The organism is Pseudonocardia benzenivorans CB1190, assembly GCF_000196675.2.
Classification (GTDB): domain Bacteria; phylum Actinomycetota; class Actinomycetes; order Mycobacteriales; family Pseudonocardiaceae; genus Pseudonocardia; species Pseudonocardia benzenivorans.
The window spans coordinates 6,838,202-6,858,301 of the sequence record NC_015312.1 but is presented as its reverse complement, the minus strand read 5'-3'; the positions used below and the strand labels follow the sequence as shown (position 1 = coordinate 6,858,301).

The following is a 20,100-nucleotide window of genomic DNA, read 5'->3' as shown; positions in this document are numbered from 1 at the left end:
GGTGGTTGGTTCCCGCCCGGCCTTGGTCGTCTGACCCCAGCGGAGTTCGATATATGGCTCGACCGCCTGACCGTCCTACCGAACTGGGTCGACCAAGGTCTGGGCAGTCTCATCGGTGACGATGGTGTCGGACGGCAGGAAGCCGAATCTGCGCTGGTAATGCTGTGCGAAACGGCCCAGGTGGTGGAACCCCCAGCGGTGGGCGATCTCGCTGATCGGCACACCCTCGGGGCGGGCGAGCAGGTCCTGACGGGCCCGATCCAGGCGCACGTTGCGGATGTACGTGCCCGGCGACACACCCAGTTCCTCACGGAATCCCACCTGCAGCGCGCGCATGCTCACGCACGCGGCCCGGGCCAGGTCAGGTGCGGTGATCGGCTCGGCGGCGTGCTCGTCGGCGTACTCCGTCGCGATGCGGACGTGGGTGCGGCCTGCCGCTCGGCCGGTGGGTGCGAGCAGGTCCTGGTGGTCGTGTGGGATCACCAGCAGCATCTGGCTGATGACGTAGGACTCCAGTTGCGCCCGGACGAGGGGGAGCTCGGCCGTGCCGCCTGGTCGCGCGAGCTCGGCCTTCAGGTGGCGCACCGCGGCGAGCAGGCTCTGCCCGTGCGCGGAGCTCAGGTCGAAACCCAGGTCGAACCGGATGGGTGCGTCGACCGGTCGGCCTGTGAGGGCCGCGAGCTGGCCCTCCATGGCCGTCCGGGGGATCTTGATCGCGTACTGCACCGCGTCCGGGTTCCACCGCACGAGGTAGGGCTCGGCGAAGCCGAACGCCGCTCCACCACGGCCGCCGTCGGTCGCCGCCGAGCGCTTGCCCTGGCGCACCTGCGTGCTGCCGGCCAGCGTGAGGTTGACGTGGTAGCAGGAGAGCATGGGTGGACAGAGGAGCTCGACGTCGGCTCCATAGCGCAGGTGCCCGAGGGTGAGCTGCCGCGAGTGGAGGTAGGCGAGCCTGAAGTCCAGTGGCCGGCTGTCGTGCGAGGTCAGCTCGTGGGGGATGTAGACCGTGGTGATGTGGTGCCTGGCTTCGGCGAGGTCGTGTGCCTCGCGGATCGGCGCTGGGTCTGTTCCCGGGATCACTTCTGCCTGCTGTGTCATCGTGACCGGACTCCGTCGTCCCGACCTGGTGGCGGTCCGGCCGACGCTAGCACCGGAGCACTGCTACCGGGCCGCACGTGCGTTTCCCGGACACGACCGGTGCGTGCAGCGGACATCCCGGGTGGGCGTGCGCGTGGTGACCTCGGATCGTGCGTTTCCGGGATACTCGGCCCACGGGTGTGCGCCGCAGGCTCTCCTGCATGCCGGTTGACGAGCAGCAGACGGATGGCGGGGCAGCGGGTCCGTTGGCCGGGATCACCGCACACCGGGCGCGGTCGGCGCCAGCGGCAGCTCGACGAGCTCGTGGCCGGTTGGACCCGGACGCTCGATGCCGACGACCTGCTGGATCTGCTGCACGAGGCCGGCGTGCCTGCCGGCCTCACCTACACCGCCGCCGACATGGTCGACGACCCGCGCTTCCGGGCCAGGCAGGCGATCGTTCGGCTCGACCGGCTCGGCTCGTTCCCGATGCAGACCGTGGCACCTGGACTGTCCGGCACGCCGGGCGAGGTCCGGTGGCTGGGACCGGAGCTCGGCAAGCACAACGAGGAGATCTACGGCGGCCTGATCGGCGTCGCCGGGGAACAGCGCGGGCAGTGGGCCGCGCGCGGAACATCCGAGGAGAGAGGTCCGATGGGAAAGCTCGATGGCAAGAACGTCGTCATCACTGGCGCCACCGGTGGGCAGGGACAGGCCGCGTGCCGCCTGTTCTGCGAGGAGGGCGGCCGGGTACTCGGCACTGATCTCGACGAGCAGGCCGGTACCCAGCTCGCGGAGGAACTACGCGGCAAGGGGTACGACTTCGCATTCGTGGCCGCGGACCTGTCCGGATCGGCAGGGTGCGAGCGGTTCGCGGGTGAGGTCGGCGCCCGGTTCGACCAGGTGGACGTGCTCTACAACAACCACGGAATCATCCTGGGCAAGCCGCTGCTGGAGACGACCGAGCAGGAATGGGACCTGGTCCAAGACGTGGACCTCAAGAGCGTCTTCCTGCTCACCAAACAGATCGCCCCGTTGATGCTCGACCACGGCGGCTCGATCATCAACGTGTCGTCCGTCGGCGGGCTCGTGGCGTTCGAGAACATGGCAGCCTACGGCGCCGCCAAGGGCGGGCTCGCCATGTTCTCCAAGGCCGCGGCGGTCGACCTCGCGCCGTACGGCATCCGCGTCAACGCGATCTGCCCCGGCGTCGTCGACACCCCGATGCCCCGCAACTTCATCAGCGGGCTGGCGGAGAAGGACGCGATCTGGCAGGGCTTCGAGGACGGCCACCTCGTGGGCAGGCTCGGCCGTTCCGAGGAGATCGTCTCGCTCGCGCTCTACCTCGCGAGCGACGACTCGACGTTCATGACCGGCGCCGCGATCCCCATCGACGGCGGCTGGTCCGTCCGATGAACCGATTCCCCATCCGAGGAGCAGTGACATGACCGATGTGACCAGGACCGCCAGCGTCTCGACGATCACCGCAGAATTCGCCCAGGAGCTCGTCGTCCGGGCGGTCGAGGCGGCAACCGCGAACGGCAAGCCCATGGTGATCACGGTGTGCGACCGGGAGGGCACCCTCAAGGCGTTCGTCCGGATGGACGGGGCGCCGTTGCTGTCGGTGCAGATCTCGCAGGACAAGGCCTACACGGCCGTCGCGTTCGGCATCCCGACCGACCAGTGGCACGAGTTCATCAAGGACGACGAACCGCTTCGGATCGGGATCCCGCACACACCCCGCCTGGTGACGTTCGGCGGCGGCTACCCCCTCGTCGTCGACGGCGAGATCGTCGGCGGCATCGGCGTCAGCGGTGGGCACTACAACGACGACATGGTCGTTGCACAGGGCGCGCTGCGGGCCGTCGGCCTCGCGGACTGACCTGCATCCCCATCAACTCCGCACACCCGAGGAGCACCCCCGTGAGCAGCGCAGCAGAACGTCTGGGTCTCGTCCCCGCCACTCCACAGCCGGAAAACCAGCGCACACCGGTCGCCGACGGTCGCACCACACACCCGATCTTCAACGACCAGCCGCTCAAGCTCGGGCTGTTCGGCACCAACTGCTCGTACGGGCTGACCATCAGCCACGCCGAGACCACCTACGAGCCGACCTGGGAACACACGCTCGAGATCGCGCAGAAGGCCGACAGGCTCGGCTTCGAGGCCCTCGTGCCAGTAGCCCGTTGGCGCGGCTTCGGCAGCACCACCAACTTCAACGGCACCTGCTTCGAGACCTATACGTGGGCGACCGGCCTGGCCGCGCTCACGGAGAACATCGGCATCTTCGCCACCTCGCACCTGCCCACGGTGCACCCGATCGTCGCGGCGAAGATGGCGACGACTGCCGACCACGTTTCCCACGGCCGCTTCGGGCTCAACCTCGTCATGGGTTGGTTCACTCCGGAGATGGAGATGTTCGGCGCGGAGCAGCGCGAGCACGACCAGCGCTACGTCTACGGCCAGCAGTGGATCGACTTCGTGAACAAGCTCTGGACGGAGGAAGGCTCCTTCGACTTCGTCACCCAGGACTTCACCAGCCTCGACGTCGAGTCCTACCCGAAGCCCTACCAAGGCCCACGCCCGGCGCTGATCAATGCAGGAAACTCCAAGTCCGGCATCGACTTCTCCGCCCGCAACGTCGACGTCAACTTCGCCGCGATGGACACGGTCGAGACGATGAACGGTTACACCTCACAGCTGAAGGCAAAGGCGCGCGACGACCACCAGCGCGAGATCCAGACCATGACCTACGGCCTGATCGTCTGCCGCGACACCGAGGACGAGGCCAAGCGCGACTTCCAGCACATCGTCGACATGGGCGACCGCGACGGCGCGAACAACGTGATGAAGGTACTCGGCATGCAGAGCGAGTCCTTCGCCTCGCAGCTCGCGTCCTACCAGGAGCGCTTCATCGCCGGCTGGGGCGGCTACCCGATTGTCGGCACCCCGGAGCAGGTCGTGGAGGACATGCAGCGCATCCACGACATCGGCGGGATGGACGGGATGATCATGGGAATGCTCGACTACAACCAGGAGATCGACTACTTCGGCGACAACGTTCTACCCCTGCTGAAGCAGGCCGGCCTGCGTCACTGAGGAGATCGCCCATGTCTGTCCCGATCTGTGAGGTGGGCCCCCGGGACAGGCTGCGGAACGAGCCGGTCGGCGGCATCGAGCGCTGCCCGTTCACCCCGCGAGCCACCGGCAACATCGCCGCCGAGGAACTGCTCTATCCGCTCGACGAGGAGGGCGGCGACACCGGTATCGACATCGACGAGGTCACCGGGTCGCGGAGTGGCTCGAGACGACACCACGTGACGCGGTCGAATGCGCTGCCGGCGGCGTCGAGGATCGTGCCGCGGAGCGGGTCTCAGCGACCGGCGCAACGATCTTTGCCGCGGAACGGTTCGTGGAACGAAACGACGGCGCCCGGTGTGACCAGGTGTTCACGAGGAAGGGCGTGACGTGCGCCGATGGACTCAGCGGGCACCCTGAACACACCGATCGTCATTCTCCTAGTGCGTAGGTCTGGGGTTCGACGCCCAAGGCGGCTCTCATCAGGGCGTTTTACCCTCGGACGAATTGCCCCACCGGGGCGCGTACGGTCCCGTTGGACCTGCCACCGGCAAGCGGATTGCGCGGTGACGGCCTGACGGTGCGCGTCAGAAGAGGGACCACCAGAGCGTGTTGTCGCCGGAGACCCCCTTCCACATCATGAAGGTGCGGTCGTCGAGACTGCCCAGACCCGGGCCGCGGCTGGTTCCGACGTCCTCGACGCGGATCTGCGGAGAGAACTCGCGACCGTTGAACGCGCACCAGTAGATGCCGGAGTCGCCCTCGACGCCCTTCCAGGCCAGGAGGATCCGGTCGACGTGGTGCGCGGCCGCCGGTCCGTGCGTGGACCCGGGGGTGATCCAGACGCCTCCGCCGATGTCGAGGCTGAAGTCCTCGGCCTGGATCAGCCTGCGGGGCTGCCAGAGCTGGTCCTCGCCGGAACCGCGGGAGCTGTACCAGAGGGCGTGGTCGTCCCCGACCCCGCGCCAGAACAGGTAGAGGCGGCGGTTGAGCACCGCCAGGGCGGGGCCGTGCCCGGATGCCGCGTCGGGAACGCGTTGCTGCGGAGCCCAGCCGCCCGCCTGCCACAGCGACCAGTAGATGCCGGTGTCGTCGCCGGCGCCCTTCCAGGCGGCGACGGAGTCGGTGAAGGAGGCCAACGCGGGGCGCGCGCTCGTGCCGGCGCCCGGCATCTGCCGGGGTTGGCTCCAGCCGTTGCCGGGGTTGACGTTCCACCACAGCGTGGAGTCACCGGCGGCGCCCTTCCAGAGCATCATCAGCCCGGTCGACGGCGTTCCGTCACGAAGGTCGTAGGACGCGAGCGCCGGCCCGTCGGTCGAGGCTGCGCCCGCGATGCGCTCCTGCGGTGTCCACGAGCCGGCGCGGAACCGGGAGTGGTAGATCGTGCGGTCCCCGTTCGACCCGCGCCAGACGGCACTGAGCTCGCGGCTGCTGCCGCCGAAGCTCGCGAACCCGGATGCCGCGAGCGCCGGCCGGTCGTCGGTAGCGCGGTCGCCCAGCTGAGCCTGCGGCGACCAGGGCGCGTAGACGTCGTTGATCGCGTCGCGGCTGTCCTGGTCGATGACCACCACGTCGAGGCCGAACGGGTACATCACCGACGCCTCGTCGCCGGAGTGGGTCAACCCCAGGGCGTGCCCCATCTCGTGGATCGCCGTGGCCTTCATCGAGGTCGCGGTGAAGTTGCGCGCGGTCGTGAAATGGATCGTCCCGTCGGGTGGGAACTCGCCGTTCCCGACGCTGCTGGTGTCGAAGAAGTCGGGCTGGACGTCCGCGCCGACGAAGGCGGCCCTGATGTCGGCGGGCGGGTTGCTGTCGGGCGGGACGCGGGTCAGGGTGAGCGGGGACCACGCATCGGCCCACAGTTCGAACGCAGCGGCGATCCAGTCGGCGATGTTCTGTGAGGAGAGTCTGCCGCCGGCGTCGTACTCGACGCCGCCGCCGGAAGGGTCGACGGAGTAGGTCAGGTCGGTGCCGGGCCAGCGGCCCGCGGGCGGGCCGTAGGCGCTGGGGTGCAGGCCGCTGCTCCCGGGAGGATTCGCCTTTCGGCAGCGTGGCGTGCCGAGTTCGGCTCCTCCGAGCGGAAAGGCCATGACGTCCCCCCTTGGCGCACCGCATCGGATTTGCGGCGTGTGGCGGGTTGCTCGGTCGTGCACTGCGCGTCGTTACCCGGATGCGGGGTGTCAGTGTTGTGTGTCGGGTTCACGGCCCGCCGCGGATGGCGGAGCCCGGCCCATCGGTGGGCGCGGTGTCGGCCGATCGGAGGGGTGGGGGATCCCCCTGGGCGGGGTCCGATCGAACGACGGTCGCACCTGGCCGTCTCGGAGATGGTGGTCACACCGGACGCCCCGACACGGAGGGCGCCGGACGGACACACCCACCAGGAGGAGCCATGACGAACCAGGAACAGACCCCCGGGCGCGGCCGGCGCTGGCGCCGGCGTGCAGCGGCCGTCGCCGTCGGCGTCGTCGTCACCGGGGTGCTCGGCGCGACGGCGGCGCAGGCGAGCACGCCGTCGCCGACCGCGGCCTCCGGGACGATCACTGTCGACGGCGAGTGGCGTCTGATGAAGGGCTGGACCAGCGAGTCGGTCCCCGCCTACAGCTGTCCGGCCGACCACCCTTACCTCACCAAGGACAAGTACGCACCGGACTTCACGACGCTGCCGCCCGGGCTCGAGATTCTCGAGAGCCCCTGGGACAGCAGCCGGCCGTGGCCGATCGGCGTCTCGATCACCGGGTGGGAGCTGACGCCGGATCCGAGGGACCCGCAGCACTGGAGCCTGATCACGGGGACGAAGACGGGGCCGCTGAACTCCAGCGCGACGAACTGGCTCACGACCGATGCCTACTACAAGGTCCGGCTCCACTGCACCGACGACCTGGCCGAGGCCGGCCGGCGCTGAGTGACGCCCGGCCGGCCCCGGGGCGGGTCGGTACCCCGGGCCCGGCGCCTGCGCCGCCGAGGAGTCGCGTGATCCGGCGCGACACCGGCGGCGCCTTCAGCCGCGCATCCGCTGCGCCGCGTCGAGCACCGAGCGCACGATGGAGTCATAGCCCGTGCAGCGACACAGGTTGCCGGACAAGCCCTCCCGCACCTCGGCCGCGTCGGGGTCCGGGTTGTCGGCCAGCAGCTCCGTCGCCGTCATCAGCATGCCCGGCGTGCAGAACCCGCACTGCAGGCCGTGGTTGTCCCAGAACGCCTCCTGCAGCGGGTTGAGCGCGTTGCCGGCGGCCAGCCCCTCGACGGTGGTGATCGTGGCGCCGTCGGCCTGCACCGCCAGCATCAGGCACGCCCGCGCCGAGCGACCGTCGACCAGGATGGTGCACGCTCCGCACACGCCGTGCTCGCAGCCGAGGTGGGTGCCGGTGAGGCCGCACGTGTGCCGCAGGAAGTCCGCCAGCGTGACCCGGGGCTCGCAGTCGGCGGTGTAGGCGTGCCCGTTGACGGTCACCGTGATCGACTCGGTGTTGCGCTGGGACGTCGACTCGCTCGCCAGCTCGCGCTGGGACGTCGACCCGCTCGCCAGTTCTGTCATCGCTCCACTCCGCTCCGCTCGACGGCCGCTCCCAGTGCCCGCTGCACCAGCAGCCGGGCGACGTGTCGCCGGTACGACGCCGGAGCGTGGACGTCGTCGGCCGGATGGATGCTCGCGTCGACGGTGGCCGCTGCGGCCTCGAGGACGTCTGCGGTCGGCCTCGCCCCGCTGAGCGCGGCCTCCGCGGCGTGCAGCCGGACCGGGACGGAGTCGACCCCGCTCGCGGCCAGCCGCACCAGGTCGACGGTGCCGTCGTCGGCGAGGTGGACCGCGGCGACCACCCCGACGATGGCGAAGTCGCCATGCCGGCGGGCCAGCTCCTCGACGGCGACACCGGTGCGGTCGGGCAGCCGTGGCAGCCGGACGCCGACCAGCACCTCGTCGGGTGCCATCACCGTGGTGAAGGTGCCGGTGAAGAAGTCCTCGGCCGCGACGGACCGGGTGCCGCCGGGGCCCTCCAACACCAGCTCCCCGCCGAGCGCGGTGACCACCGCGGGCAGCTCCGCTGCAGGGTCGGCGTGCGCGAGGCTGCCGCCGACGGTGCCCCGGTTGCGGATCGTGACGTGCCCGACGTAGCGCAGCGCCTGTGGCAGCAGCGGCACCGCCGCCGCGGCGACGTCGCTGAGCTCGACATCGCGCTGCCGGGCCATCGCTCCGATCAGCAGGCTGCCGTTGTCCTGCTCGATGCGGTCGAGCCCGCCGATCCGGTTGATGTCGACGAGGATCGACGGTCGGGCGAGCCGGAAGCTCATCAGCGGCACGAGGCTCTGGCCGCCGGCGAGCACCTTCGCGTCGGAGCCGTGCTCGGCGAGCAGCGCGACGGCCTCCCGGACGTCGCCGGCCCGGGCGTAGCGGACGGCCGGTGGCTTCATCGCGCGTCCTCCTCGGTCCGGGCCTGCCCGGTGGGGGTCTGCCCGATGGGGGTCTGGGCGGCCTGGATCAGGTCGAGCAGCCGCGGCGGCGTGATCGGGAACCGGGTCACCGTCACCCCGAGGTCGCTGAGCGCGTCGTCGACGGCGCTGGCGACGAGCGAGACGCCGGCGATCGTGCCCGCTTCCCCCACCCCCTTGATCCCGCCGGGAATGTCCGGGGCGGGCGTCTCCTGGTGGAAGAAGTGGAACGGCGGGATCTCCATCGCCGTCGGCAGCAGGTAGTCCATGAAGCTGGCCGTGCGCAGCTGGCCCTCCTCGTCGTAGACGAGCTCCTCCAGCAGCGCCCCGCCGAGGGCCTGGGCGAGCCCGCCCGCCAGCTGGCCGTCCACCAGCATCGGGTTGATCACCGTGCCGCAGTCGTGGGCCTGCAGGCAGTCCAGCAGGGTGACCGCGCCGGTGCCCCGGTCGACCTCCACCAGCAGCGCGGTGCATCCGTAGGAGGTGGCCATGTTGGGTGGGTCGAACACGTCGACCTCCTCCAGCGTCGGCACCTCCGACTCCGGCATCTTGTTCAGCAGCCTGCGGTAGGCGGCGTCGCCCACGTCGCGGGTCGTCACCGAGCGCGACGTCGTGCCCTTGACGCTGATCACGCCTTTCTCGATCTGCAGGTCGTCGGGCGAGGCCTCGAGCAGCTCCGCGGCCACGCGGAGGATCTTCGCCTGCAACCGCTCGGTCGCCCGCAGGATCGCCGCGCCGCCGAGCGGGGCGGCCCGGCTGCCGCCCGTGCCGTAGCCGGTGTAGGGGCAGGAGTCGGTGTCGCCGGTGACCACGACGACGTCCTCCATCGGGATGCCGAGCCCGTCGGCGGCCAGCTGCGCGTAGATCGTGTGCGTACCCTGACCCATGTTGATCTGTCCGGAGTAGACCGTGACCTTGCCGACGGAGTCCATCCGCACGGTCACCTCGTCGAAGCCGGAGTGGGCCAGGCCGACCAGGTTGAGGATCCGGCTCGGCCCGTAGGCGCTCGGCTCGATGTGGAACGAGTAGCCGATGCCGAGTGAGCGCCCCTCGGCCCGCGCCGCGGCCTGCCGGTCCCGCCAGCCCAGCTCGTCGACCTTGCTCATCGCCAGGTCGAGGCAGGCGGCGTAGTCGCCGCTGTCGTAGGTGAACGCGACCCCGCTGAAGAACGGGAACTCCTCGGGCGCCGGGAAGTTCTTGCGGCGGATCGCCGCGCGGTCCATCCCCAGCTCCCGGGCGGCGATCTCGATCAGCCGCTCGTGCACGATGTTGGCCTTCGGCACGCCCCAGCCGCGGTAGGAGCCGTACGGCGACCGGTTGGTGACGACGGCCTTCACCGTCACGTCCAGGTTCGGGATCTTGTAGGGGCCCATGCAGGTGAGCACCGACGCCCACGGCGGCCCGGCGCCGACCGTGCCCAGCGCTCCGCCGAGCACGCCGTAGGAGATCCCCCGCAGCCCGAGGATCGTGCCGTCGTCGCGCAGCGCCATCTCGAAGTCCAGGCGCTGGTCGCGGGAGTGCGAGGTGGCAACGAAGCTGTCGAGCCGGTCCTCGATGAGCTTGACGGGGCGGCCGGTGCGCCGCGAGAGCACCGCGGCGATCACCTCCTCGCCGTAGAAGTCGAACTTGTTGCCGAAACCGCCGCCCAGGTTGGGGGTGCGCACCCGGATCTTGTGCACCGGCACCCCGAGCACCTCGGAGAGCAGGTCACGGGCCAGGTTCGGCGACTGCGTGGACAGGTGGACGTCGACGGTCCCGGCGAAGTCGTCCCACTCGACGATGCAGCCCCGCGGCTCCAGCGGGCAGCCGAACGCCCGGCCGTGGGTGAAGCTCTCCCGGACCACCACGTCGGCCTCGGCGAAGGCGGCCTCGGCGTCGCCGGCGGTATACGTGAGCGAGCCGCTGACGTTGTCGGGCCAGTCGTCGTAGAGCTTCGGCGCGTCCGGAGCGAGCGCCGCGTCGAGGTCGGCGACGACCGGCAGCGGCTCGTAGTCGACCTCGATCAGCTCCAGCGCGTCCTCGGCCACGTAGCGGTTCACCGCCACCACGGCCGCGACCGCCTGGCCGACCCAGCGGACCCGCTCGACGGCCAACGCGTGGGTGCGCGCGATCCGCTGGTCGGGGATCGGGAACCAGATCACCGGCTGCTCGCCCGCGACGGCCGCCAGGTCGCGGCCGGTGATGACGTCGAAGACGCCGGGCAGCTCGCGGGCCCGGCTGACGTCGATGCCGGTGATCCGGGCGTGCGCCAGCGGACTGCGCAGCACCGCTGCCTCGATCATCTTGGGCACCGTGACGTCGTCGACGTACTGGCCGCGGCCCGCGAGCAGCCGCGGGTCCTCGGTGCGCCGCACCCTGGTTCCGGTGTAGGTGGTCCTGTCGGGTTCAACGATGGTCATCGCACGTGCTCCTCGTCGTTCCTCAACTCGGCTGTCTGCAGCGCCGCGAGGACCTCCTCCGGCGTGATCGGGATGTTGTTCAGCGGTCGGCCGATCGCGTCGCTGACCGCGTTGGCGATGACCGCGGCGGGCAGCAGGATCGGGCCCTCCCCGACGCCCTTGGCACCGTGCGGGCCGTCGGGGTCGGGGTGTTCGAGGGGGAAGAACTCGACGCGGGGCACGTCGCCGGCCAGCGGCAGCCGGTAGCTCTCCAGCGTCCGCTCGCGGTAGCGGCCGTCCTCGCCGATCCGCAGGCTCTCGTGCAGCGCGTACCCGATGCCCTGGGTCACCCCGCCCATCACCTGGCCGTAGGTGCCGTCCGGGCTGATCACCGCCCCCACCTCCTGCGCGACCAGGTAGCGCAGCACCTGCACCGTGCCGGTGACCGGGTCGACCTCCACCTCGGCCAGGTGCACGTGGTAGGTCGGCGTCGGGAACGACGGCAGCATCAGCCCGGTGGCACAGCCGGGGTTGAAGTCCGGGAACGGGGTGACGAACGACCCGGTGCCCTGGATCGGCCCGACGGTGTTCGTGGCCGTCGCGGCGACCACGGCGATCGGGACGCTGGTGCCCGGTGCGCCCTTGACCCGGACCGTCCCGTCGGCGACCTCGAGGTCGTCGGCCGCGGCCTCCAACAGCCCCGCCGCGACGTCCTTGAGCTTCGTGATCACCTCGTCGGCGGCGATCTGCGAGGCCTTTCCGACGATCCGGGTGGTGCGGCTGCCCTGCGACCCCGCGTCGAACCCGGCGACGTCGGTGTCGGGCAGCGTGACGAACACGTCCGACGGCGGGATGCCGAGCCGTTCCGCCACGATCTGCGTGACGCCCATGGACACCGCACCCGAGCCGTTGTCCGTGGCCGCGGTGATCACCGCGGCGGTTCCGTCCTCGTGCAGCTTCACCACGGCCGTGCCGGGCATCGGGTTGGTCAGCCACCAGGCCGCGGCGATCCCGATGCCGCGGTAGGGCCGCCGCTCCGCCTCCAGCTTCGCCCACGGCGCCGCCGCCTCGATCGCCTCGAAGCCCTCACGCAGGATCCCGGCGTCGGTCAGCACCTGCCCGTTGAGCAGCTCCTCGCCGTCGTCGAACAGGTGGCGCAGCCGGTACTCCCGCCGGTCGACGCCCAGCTCGGCGGCGATGTGGTCCATGTGCCGCTCGACGGCGTGGTACAGGTAGGTGCCGTTGACGCCGCGGAACGCGCCGGTCGGGGCCGTGTTCGTGTAGACGAGCCGGGCCGTCACCCGCGTCGGTCCGGCCCGGTAGACGCCGCGCGCGCAGTGCAGCGCGATGCTGGCCAGCCAGGGCATCTCCCCGCTGTAGGCGCCGTTGTCGGCGATCACCTCCAGCTCGCGGGCGATGATCGTGCCGTCCTCGTCGAGCGCGGACCGCACCCGGGTGATCGCCCCCTCCCGGCTGGGGCAGGTGATCAGGTCCTCGGTGCGGGTGTTGACGAGCTTGACCGCCCGCCCCCGCGCCGCCTTCGACAGCAGCGCGGCGTACGGCTCCAGTGCCGCGTCGAGCTTGGCGCCGAACCCGCCGCCGATCGTGTGTCCGACGATGCGCACCGCGGACGGCCGGACGTCGAGGAACTGCGACACCCGGTCGCGGACGTTGTAGGGGAACTGGTGCGCCGTGTGGACGGTGAAGCGGCCGTCGCGGTAGATCCCGACCGCGCTCTTGGGCTCGATGTAGGCCTGGTACTGGCGCTGCACCACGAACTCGTCGGTGACGACCCGGTGGGCCCTGGCGAAGGCGTCGTCGACCCCGGGCGGGTCGGACACCGACTCGGCGGCGAGGTTCCCGTGGCGCGGGTAGTCGGCGTCGGGGCCGAGGGCCGGGACGTAGCTCTCCCAGTCGGGATGCACGAGAGGCGCGTCGGGGCGCAGCGCCGCGTCGAGGTCGACCACCGCGGGCAGTGGCTCGATCTCGAGCACGACGGCTGCCGCGGCCTCCCGGGCCAGCTCAAGGGTGTCGGCCGCCACCGCGGCGACCGGCTGGCCCTCGTAGAGCACCCGGTCGGCGGCGAACAGCCGCTGGTCGCGCAGCACCCAGCCGGCCCGGGTGTCGGGCGCGTCCGCCGCCGTGACCACGGCGTGCACCCCGGGCATCGCCAGCGCCGGCGCGGTGTCGAGCCGGGTGATCCGGCCCGAGCTGACGGGCGAGCGCACCAGCGCGCCCCAGATCATGTCCGGCTCGGCGTGGTCGACGCCGTACTCGGCCTCGCCGCTGGCCTTCGCACGCCCGTCGCTGCGCGGGACGCGCTCGCCGATGACGCTCATCGTCGGTTCCTCCCGGAGATCGTCGCGGCGACCGCGTCGAGGATCTGGCTGTAGCCGGTGCAGCGGCAGATGTTGCCGGCCAGCGCCTCGCGCAGCTCCGGCTCGGACGGTTCGGGGTTCTCCCGCAGCACGGCGACGAGGGTCGTCAGGAACCCGGGTGTGCAGAACCCGCACTGCACGCCGCCGGCGGCGACGAACGCGGCCTGCAGCTCGCGACCGAGGTCGTCGTCGGCGAGGCCCTCGACGGTCTCGACCGAGCGCCCGGACGTGGCGGCGGCCGAATAGATGCACGAGTCCACGGGCAGCCCGTCGACCAGCACCGTGCACGCGCCGCACTCGCCCTCGTTGCAGCCCTCCTTGGTGCCGGTCAGCCGCAGCCGCTCGCGCAGCATCCCCAGCAGCGTCTCGGCCGGCTCGATCTCGACCTGCGCCTGCCTGCCGTTGACGGTCAACGTGACGTCCACCGCGCTCATCCCTCCGCTCGCTGTGCGCAGACCCGGACGGCCCTACCGAGCAGCCCGGGGATCACGCGGCGCCGGTAGTCCGCGGTCCCGCGCACGTCGTCGATCGGGTCGACGTCCTGCAGCAGTGCCTTCGCGGCCGCGTGGACCGACTCCGCGTCCCCGGTGCCGCCGACGAGGGCCGTCTCGGCGCCGACCGAGCGCAGCGGGCGCGGTCCCACCGATGCGACGGCGATCCGGGCGTCGGTGACGACGCCGGTGCCGTCGAACGTCAGCCGTGCCGCGAGCCCGACGATCGCCACCTCCATCGCGCTGCGCCTGCCGACCTTGAGATAGACGTCCCCGGTGCGCGGTGCGGGCCGGCCCAGGGTGATCGTGGTGAGCAGCTCGTCGGGCGCCCGCGTGGTGACCCGCCTGCCGACGACGAACTCGGCCAGCGGGACGGTCCGGCTCCCCCGCACGCTGCGCAGCGTCACCTCGGCGTCGTGCACGAGCAGCGCGGGCAACGTGTCCGCGGCGGGCGAGGCGTTGCAGACGTTGCCGCCGATCGTGCCGACGACCTGGGTCTGCAGGCCGCCGACGGTGGCGGCCGACTCCGCGACCGCGGCGTAGCCGGGTCCGAGCCGGCCGACGGCCAGGTCTCGGTGGGTCACCAGCGCGCCGAGCCGGGTGCTGCCGTCGGTCTCGACAGCCCGCAGCTCGCCGAGCCGCTCGACGTGCAGCAGGTGCTCCGGTGCGATCTCCCGGCGGGCGAGCTGGATCATCACGTCGGTGCCACCCGCGAGGACCCGGCACCGCTCGCCGCGCCGCGACAACTCGTCGAGGGCCTCGTCGACCGAGTCCGCTGTACTCAGTTCCATGACACCTCCTTTCCGACGGTCGTGTCGGCCGAAGTTGGGAACGGTCAGCCGATGGGCTGTGTGCCGGCTGCACGAGGTCGTCGTCCCACCTGTGCGGCCGGCACAGGTCAATGTGTCTTCAACGGCCCGGCGGCCTTCACCCGGACCCTGGCGACCGGATCGGTGAGATAGGCCAACGGGACCTCCTCGATCTCGACCACCTCGACGTGCCCTGGATCGGCGCCCGCGCGGATCGCCTCGTCCCTGGCCAACCGGACGGCCTCGGCGATGGCCTCGTCGCGGCCGTCCTTGCCGTAGGCGAAGACGCGGTCGAGCTCACCGGACACCGACGCGATCGCCGCACCGATCGCGTTGGCGACGTCGTAGTTCTCCGGCCGTTCGACGCCGGCCACCCCGGCCAGCGAGTCGGGGATGAGCCCGCTGCCCCCACCCACGGCGATCAGCGGCAGCTCACGGCCGGACGTCTTCACCCGGTCCACGCCCTCCTCGATCCGGGCGTCGGACGCGGCGACGGCCCGGCGCAGCAGCCGCTCGTGCGCGGCGGTGCGGGAGGGGTCGCCGATGCCGTGGGCCCGGCCGGCGGCGACGATCGCGTCGGTCAACGTGGGCACCGTCCCGCCGAAGACCAGCGCCTCGGAGGTGAGGCGGTACCCGACGCTGCCCGGCCCGAGCTGCACGTCGTCGCCGGCCGGGCCGACGATCGTGCCGCCGCCGATGGCCAGCGAGACCAGGTCGGGCATCCGGAAGTTCGTCCGCACCCCGCCGATCTCGACCGCGGTGGACGACTCCCGCGGGAAGCCGGCGGTGAGGATGCCGATGTCGGTCGACGTGCCGCCCACGTCCACGACCAGCGCGTCGGTCGCCCCGGTCAGGTAGCTGGCCCCGCGCATGCTGTTGGTGGGACCGCTGCCGATGGTGAGGATCGGGTAGCGGCGCACGTAGTCCAGGCTCATCAGGGTGCCGTCGTTCTGCGCGATGTAGGCCTCGGCCGAGATCCCGTTGACGGTCATCGCGTCGCCCAGCCCGGCGGTCACCCTGGCCGCCACCGCGACCAGCGCGGCGTTGAGCACGCACGCGTTCTCCCGCTCCAGCAGCCCCAGCGAGCCGATCTCGTGGCTGAGCGAGACCGGGACGTCGCCGAGCACCTCCCGGACCAGCTCCTCGACCCGGTACTCCTGGTCGGACAGCACGGGCGAGAAGACCCCGGAGATCGCCACCCCCTCGGCCTGCTCGGCCACCTCGTCGAGGAAGCGGCGCACCGCGTCCTCGTCGAGCGGGACGATCGGCTCCCCGGTCATCTCGACCCCGCCGTCGACGATCGTCGCGCCGCAGGAGACCGCCGCGCGCAGATCGGCCGGCCACGCCGCCAGCGGCGGGACCGAGTGCGTCGCAGGGCCACCGAGGCGGATCGCGGCGACCCTGTTGAGGTTGCGGCGCTCCAGGATCGCGTTGGTGGCGTGGGTCGTGCCCAGCATCACGTGACTGATGCCTGCGGCGGCGCCGTCGAGCTGGGCGAGCACCAGGCGCAGCGCCGAGAGGATGCCCGTCGTGACGTCGGACGTGGTGGGGTGCTTGACCTTCGCCAGTAGCTTGGCCTGGTCGTCGATGATCACGGCGTCGGTGTTGGTGCCGCCGACGTCGATGCCGACGCGCAGCCGGCCGCGCTCAGCCATGGCGAACCCCCACCGCGACGTAGTCGAAGTCGTAGCCGAAGGCCCGCGGACCCACCGCCGAGAGTCCCTCGGGGCTCGTCCACACCTCGGGCGAGGGGAACGCGACGATCTCGATCCGCTGCCCGTAGCGGATGCCCTCGGTGACGATCCCATGGCCGGTGTGGAGGTCGAGCAGCGTGATGATGTCCGGGACCGTCGCGAGCGGCTCCCCGTCTTCGAGCACGACGAGGTTCTCGTTCTGGAACTCCAGCCGGAAGAGCCGACCCTTGTCCGCGGCGAGGCCCTCGACCAGCGCGGAGCCGCGGACGAAACCGCCGCTGGTGCGCCGCTCGATGTCGACGACCTTGCCCTGACCGAGCCGGGTCAGCGGCGCGACCTGCCCGATCGCGGAGAGCGGGTCCTCGCCCCCGCGCCGGATCGCCTCGCCCATCCGGATGGCCCGCGTCACCGTGCCGGTGATGGCAGGCCGGCGCGCGGCCCCGGCCGTCATCGGGTAGAGGCCGCCGCAGGCGGACCCACCGAGCGTGGCCACGCAGTTGCGGACGAGCCGTTCGAGCCAGATGTTGTCGCGGGTGTTGAACACGATGGTCTGCAGCCGCTCGTCGGTGATCACCGCCGGCGAGCCGGACATCCCGTACAGGTGCGGGGTGAGCATCTGCAGCTCGGGAAAGGCGCGGCCCATGAAGTCCGCGTCGAGCAGCGGCAGGCCGGCGTAGGCGGCCCACGCCACCGGCAGTACGCCGTTGATCCCGCCCATCTCGAACGGCATCACCGCGGCGACGTGCCGGCCGAAACGGCCCTCGTAGGCCTCGCGGATGACCCGCCCCTCCGCTCCGTTCGGAATCTTCTCCACCATCACCGTCGGGGCCCCGATCATCCCGCACGGCATGATCAGGTCGTCGTCGTCGAGCGCCTCCAGCGGCAGTACCTCGACGGGTCCGAGCCGGTGGATCGCCTCCATCGCCATGAGCTCGCCGATGCGCGGGTCCCCGCCGCCGCCCCCGGCGAAGACGGTGCAGCCCAGGGAGAGTGCCGGCAGGTTGTCCAGGTCGATCTGCATGCCCACCTCGACCGCCGTCACCGGCTCAACCGCGGCAGCACCTCGGCGGCGATCAGCTCGAGCTGGGACCCGACGGTGTCGGCAGGCTGTGGCGAGAGGACGACACTGTCGGCGCCCGCGGCCCAGTACTGCTCGATCCGCTTGGCCACCTCGTCAGGGGTGCCGCAGATCGCCAGTCGGTCGACCCACTCGTCCGGCATGCCGTCGACGAGCGCGGCGAAGCCGCCGGCGGCCAGCTCGGCGACGGTGTCGTTGATGCCGATCGCGCCGGTCAGCGGGGTCGGGCCGATCGCGTCCAGGTAGAACGCCAGCGACTCGCGCACGGCTCGGCGGGCCCGGTCGCGGTCCTCGTCCACCGCGGTGAGCACGTAGGTCGGGACGCTGAACGTGCCCGACCGGCCTGCCGCGGCCATCCCGCGCTGCCCGAGGTCGCGCGCCCACGTGACGTACTCGGTCGGCGCGAGTACCGACAGCACGTTGCCGTCGGCGATCCGGCCGGCCAGCTCGCAGCCCTTGGCCCCGATCACTCCCAGGTACAGCGGCACCTCGCCACCCGGCGGGTGGAACAGGGCCACGTCGCGGAAGGTGAAGTACTCGCCCTCGGTCGTGAACGGCTCCGAGCTGGTCAGCAACGTCCGGATACCGGTGACGGCCTCGGTCAGCGCGCGCATCGGTGACTTCGGGGTCAGACCCATCTGCGCCACCCAGGCCGGGACGCCGTGCCCGATCCCCGGCAACAGCCGACCCGGGAAGGAACGCTCCAGCGACGCGATCTCCATCGCCGTCGCGGCCGGGTGCCGGGCGACGCAGGAGATCACCCCGAGCCCGACCCGGATCCGACCGGTGGCGGCGAGCGCCTGGGCAGCGGCGTTGAAACCGCCGTAGAAGAAGTAGTCCTCGGCCAGCCACACCTCGTCGAAACCGAGGTCCTCGCACCGAGCGGACATCTGACCGATGCGCTCCGGCGCGGTGGTGCTGAGTAGGAGGATGCCGAGACGCGATGCTGCCACCGAGTGTCCTTTCCACGTCCGGTCCGTTTCGCGTGATCTGCGACGACGTTAGTGGTGTGGACCACCCGCGGCCATGGCGCCGTGCACAAGCTCGGAGCCTTGATTGTTCCGGCTGCACAATGGTGAACTACCGGATGCAGGGAGCCCGATGGGTGCGCCTGACCGTGTCGGACGTGCTGGCCGAGCTGGAGCGGCGCGAGCCTGCGCTCGTGGACGTGCTGGCGGGTACCACCGACCGTGACGTCCGGGCTGTGTGGCTGGCCGAGGACCTGCACGACATCGGCGAGAGCCCGCCGCAGGCGCTGGTCGTGCTCAGCCGGGCGGCGTCGCGTGACGCGCAGGGCTACAAGCTCGACGTCGCGCTGCGCCGGCTGGGCGCCGACGTCGCGGGCCTGGTCCTGCAGTCCGACGCGCCGCGGCCCTCGCTCAGCGCGGTCGCGTTGGCCCGCCGCGAGGAGCTGTCGCTGATCCGTCTCACCAGACCGGCCGACGTCACCCGGCTGCTGACGACCGTCGTCCGGATGCTCGACGCGCAGTTGCCGACGCTGCTGGATCGAGCCATGGGCGTGTGCGCCGAGGTCGCCGCGCTGGAGTCCGAGCAGCTCACCGACGCCGCGCTGCTGCGGCGCAGCGGCGCCGCCCGGACGTTCGGCCTGCAACTGGTGGCCAGGGACCCGCGGCTGACCGGGATCCCCGCCGTGCTGACCGACCCGGAAGGCCCCTGGCTGCAGCGCGAGCCGACGACCGCCGCCGAGGACGCGCTCGCGCAACTGGCGATGTGGCGGATCGCCGCGGCGATGACGCGGCGCTCGATCGAGACCGAACGCGCGCACGAGCTGTCCCTCATGTCCGCGGGCGAGCTGCTCAACCAGTTGCTCGACGCCACCACCGAGGAGGGCGGACCGCTGATCCGCCGCGCCGCCGACGTCGGCGTCCGGGTCGAGGCATGGCACCAGATCGTGCAGCTGGAGTTCGCGAACCTGCCGGCGCTCGCGCAGGACGACCCCGTCGCCGGCTACCACCACACGCAGACCCTCGGCCGGGTCGCGGTGCAGACGGCGGCCCACCACGAGGGGCGGTGGACGATGGCACCCCGCGCGGGTGGCGTGCTGCTGCTGCGCAGCAGCAGCCGTCCCGACGGGCCGGCCGAGCTGCGCAGGCTGCGGACCGCGGCCCAGACCGTGATCGACGCGATGGTCGCGTCGCTGCCCGGCCTCGAGGTGCTCTGCGGGATCGGCGGGTCCCACGAGGGCCTGCAGGGGATGCGCGCCTCCCGGGCCGAGGCGGACTCCGCCCTGCAGAGCGCCCGGCTGCGCGGCGCGCTGAACGAGCCGGTGCTGTTCGATGCGCCGGGGCTGAGCAGGCTGCTCGTCGAGTGGTACTCGTCCAGCTCCGTCCGGCACAGCATCGACGACCTGATGGCCCCGCTGGCCGGACTGGGCAAGGCCAAGCAGAAGGAGTACGCCACGACGCTGCGGGTCTACCTGGAGAACAACCGATCGGTCAGCCGCACCTCCGAGCAGCTCTACCTGCACCGCAACACGGTGGCGTACCGGATCCGGCGGGTGCTCGACGTGCTCGGCGTCGACCTCGACGACCCGAGCCAGTTCCTCGCGCTCTACCTGGCCTGCTACGCCTCGACGATGCAGTACGGATCCGGAGGCCCCCTGCGCGCCGCGGACCGCCGGCCGCGTAGCGCCGGCCCCACGACCTGAGCGGCCTACCAGCGGCGACACCGG

17 protein-coding genes are annotated in these 20,100 nt (G+C 71.5%); 6 read left to right on the top strand and 11 right to left on the bottom strand.

Going from position 1 to position 20,100, the window contains the following annotated elements; translation table 11 throughout:
• Window positions 1-75: 75 nt before the first annotated feature.
• A complete protein-coding gene (locus tag PSED_RS32495; protein WP_013678454.1) occupies window positions 76-1,098 on the bottom strand; it encodes an AraC family transcriptional regulator in 1,023 nt (340 codons plus the stop codon).
• Between the two features lie 225 nt (window positions 1,099-1,323).
• On the opposite strand from PSED_RS32495, the gene PSED_RS32490 reads away from it, so the two are divergent.
• The 4 genes from PSED_RS32490 to PSED_RS32475 are packed head-to-tail and all read left to right on the top strand — an operon-like array spanning window position 1,324 to window position 4,544.
• Complete coding sequence (locus tag PSED_RS32490) at window positions 1,324-2,493, top strand: SDR family oxidoreductase (protein ID WP_013678453.1); 1,170 nt, start codon at window positions 1,324-1,326, stop codon at window positions 2,491-2,493.
• Window positions 2,494-2,521: 28 nt separating this feature from the next.
• Window positions 2,522-2,959, top strand: coding sequence for a GlcG/HbpS family heme-binding protein (locus PSED_RS32485; protein WP_013678452.1), 438 nt, complete (start codon window positions 2,522-2,524; stop codon window positions 2,957-2,959).
• Between the two features lie 41 nt (window positions 2,960-3,000).
• Window positions 3,001-4,176, top strand: a complete 1,176-nt coding sequence (locus PSED_RS32480; RefSeq protein ID WP_013678451.1) for an LLM class flavin-dependent oxidoreductase — start codon at window positions 3,001-3,003, stop codon at window positions 4,174-4,176.
• A gap of 11 nt (window positions 4,177-4,187) precedes the next feature.
• A complete protein-coding gene (locus tag PSED_RS32475) occupies window positions 4,188-4,544 on the top strand; it encodes a hypothetical protein (protein ID WP_143770707.1) in 357 nt (118 codons plus the stop codon).
• Window positions 4,545-4,742: 198 nt separating this feature from the next.
• Here the strand turns inward: PSED_RS32475 and PSED_RS32470 are convergent, their stop codons facing one another.
• Entirely contained in the window at window positions 4,743-6,245 is a 1,503-nt protein-coding gene (locus tag PSED_RS32470) for a matrixin family metalloprotease (protein ID WP_013678450.1), read from the bottom strand.
• A 299-nt stretch (window positions 6,246-6,544) separates the two neighbouring features.
• On the opposite strand from PSED_RS32470, the gene PSED_RS32465 reads away from it, so the two are divergent.
• Complete coding sequence (locus PSED_RS32465) at window positions 6,545-7,057, top strand: hypothetical protein (RefSeq protein ID WP_013678449.1); 513 nt, start codon at window positions 6,545-6,547, stop codon at window positions 7,055-7,057.
• Window positions 7,058-7,153: 96 nt separating this feature from the next.
• Here the strand turns inward: PSED_RS32465 and PSED_RS32460 are convergent, their stop codons facing one another.
• From PSED_RS32460 to PSED_RS32420, 9 genes are all read right to left on the bottom strand, one after another.
• Window positions 7,154-7,690 carry a (2Fe-2S)-binding protein gene (locus PSED_RS32460; protein ID WP_013678448.1) on the bottom strand — a complete coding sequence of 179 codons (537 nt, stop codon included), beginning with the start codon at window positions 7,688-7,690 and terminating at the stop codon, window positions 7,154-7,156.
• The gene (locus tag PSED_RS32455) at window positions 7,687-8,562 is read right to left on the bottom strand and encodes an FAD binding domain-containing protein (RefSeq protein ID WP_013678447.1); all 876 of its coding nucleotides are present in this window, start codon (window positions 8,560-8,562) and stop codon (window positions 7,687-7,689) included. Before PSED_RS32455 ends, PSED_RS32460 begins: the two co-directional genes overlap by 4 nt.
• A complete protein-coding gene (locus PSED_RS32450) occupies window positions 8,559-10,979 on the bottom strand; it encodes a xanthine dehydrogenase family protein molybdopterin-binding subunit (protein WP_013678446.1) in 2,421 nt (806 codons plus the stop codon). Before PSED_RS32450 ends, PSED_RS32455 begins: the two co-directional genes overlap by 4 nt.
• A complete protein-coding gene (locus tag PSED_RS32445) occupies window positions 10,976-13,297 on the bottom strand; it encodes a xanthine dehydrogenase family protein molybdopterin-binding subunit (protein ID WP_013678445.1) in 2,322 nt (773 codons plus the stop codon). Before PSED_RS32445 ends, PSED_RS32450 begins: the two co-directional genes overlap by 4 nt.
• Window positions 13,294-13,761, bottom strand: a complete 468-nt coding sequence (locus tag PSED_RS32440) for a (2Fe-2S)-binding protein (protein ID WP_013678444.1) — start codon at window positions 13,759-13,761, stop codon at window positions 13,294-13,296. Before PSED_RS32440 ends, PSED_RS32445 begins: the two co-directional genes overlap by 4 nt.
• Window positions 13,762-13,766: 5 nt before the next feature.
• Window positions 13,767-14,618 carry an FAD binding domain-containing protein gene (locus PSED_RS32435; RefSeq protein WP_013678443.1) on the bottom strand — a complete coding sequence of 284 codons (852 nt, stop codon included), beginning with the start codon at window positions 14,616-14,618 and terminating at the stop codon, window positions 13,767-13,769.
• Between the two features lie 107 nt (window positions 14,619-14,725).
• The gene (locus tag PSED_RS32430; protein WP_013678442.1) at window positions 14,726-16,291 is read right to left on the bottom strand and encodes a hydantoinase/oxoprolinase N-terminal domain-containing protein; all 1,566 of its coding nucleotides are present in this window, start codon (window positions 16,289-16,291) and stop codon (window positions 14,726-14,728) included.
• A complete protein-coding gene (locus PSED_RS32425; RefSeq protein ID WP_013678441.1) occupies window positions 16,284-17,372 on the bottom strand; it encodes an S-methyl thiohydantoin desulfurase family protein in 1,089 nt (362 codons plus the stop codon). Before PSED_RS32425 ends, PSED_RS32430 begins: the two co-directional genes overlap by 8 nt.
• Window positions 17,369-18,361: an LLM class flavin-dependent oxidoreductase gene (locus PSED_RS32420; RefSeq protein ID WP_013678440.1), complete on the bottom strand. Its 993-nt coding sequence runs from the start codon at window positions 18,359-18,361 to the stop codon at window positions 17,369-17,371. The genes PSED_RS32425 and PSED_RS32420 overlap by 4 nt, the downstream gene beginning before the upstream one ends.
• A 152-nt stretch (window positions 18,362-18,513) precedes the next feature.
• On the opposite strand from PSED_RS32420, the gene PSED_RS32415 reads away from it, so the two are divergent.
• Complete coding sequence (locus PSED_RS32415; protein ID WP_143770703.1) at window positions 18,514-20,076, top strand: PucR family transcriptional regulator; 1,563 nt, start codon at window positions 18,514-18,516, stop codon at window positions 20,074-20,076.
• The last annotated feature ends 24 nt before the right edge of the window (window positions 20,077-20,100 follow it).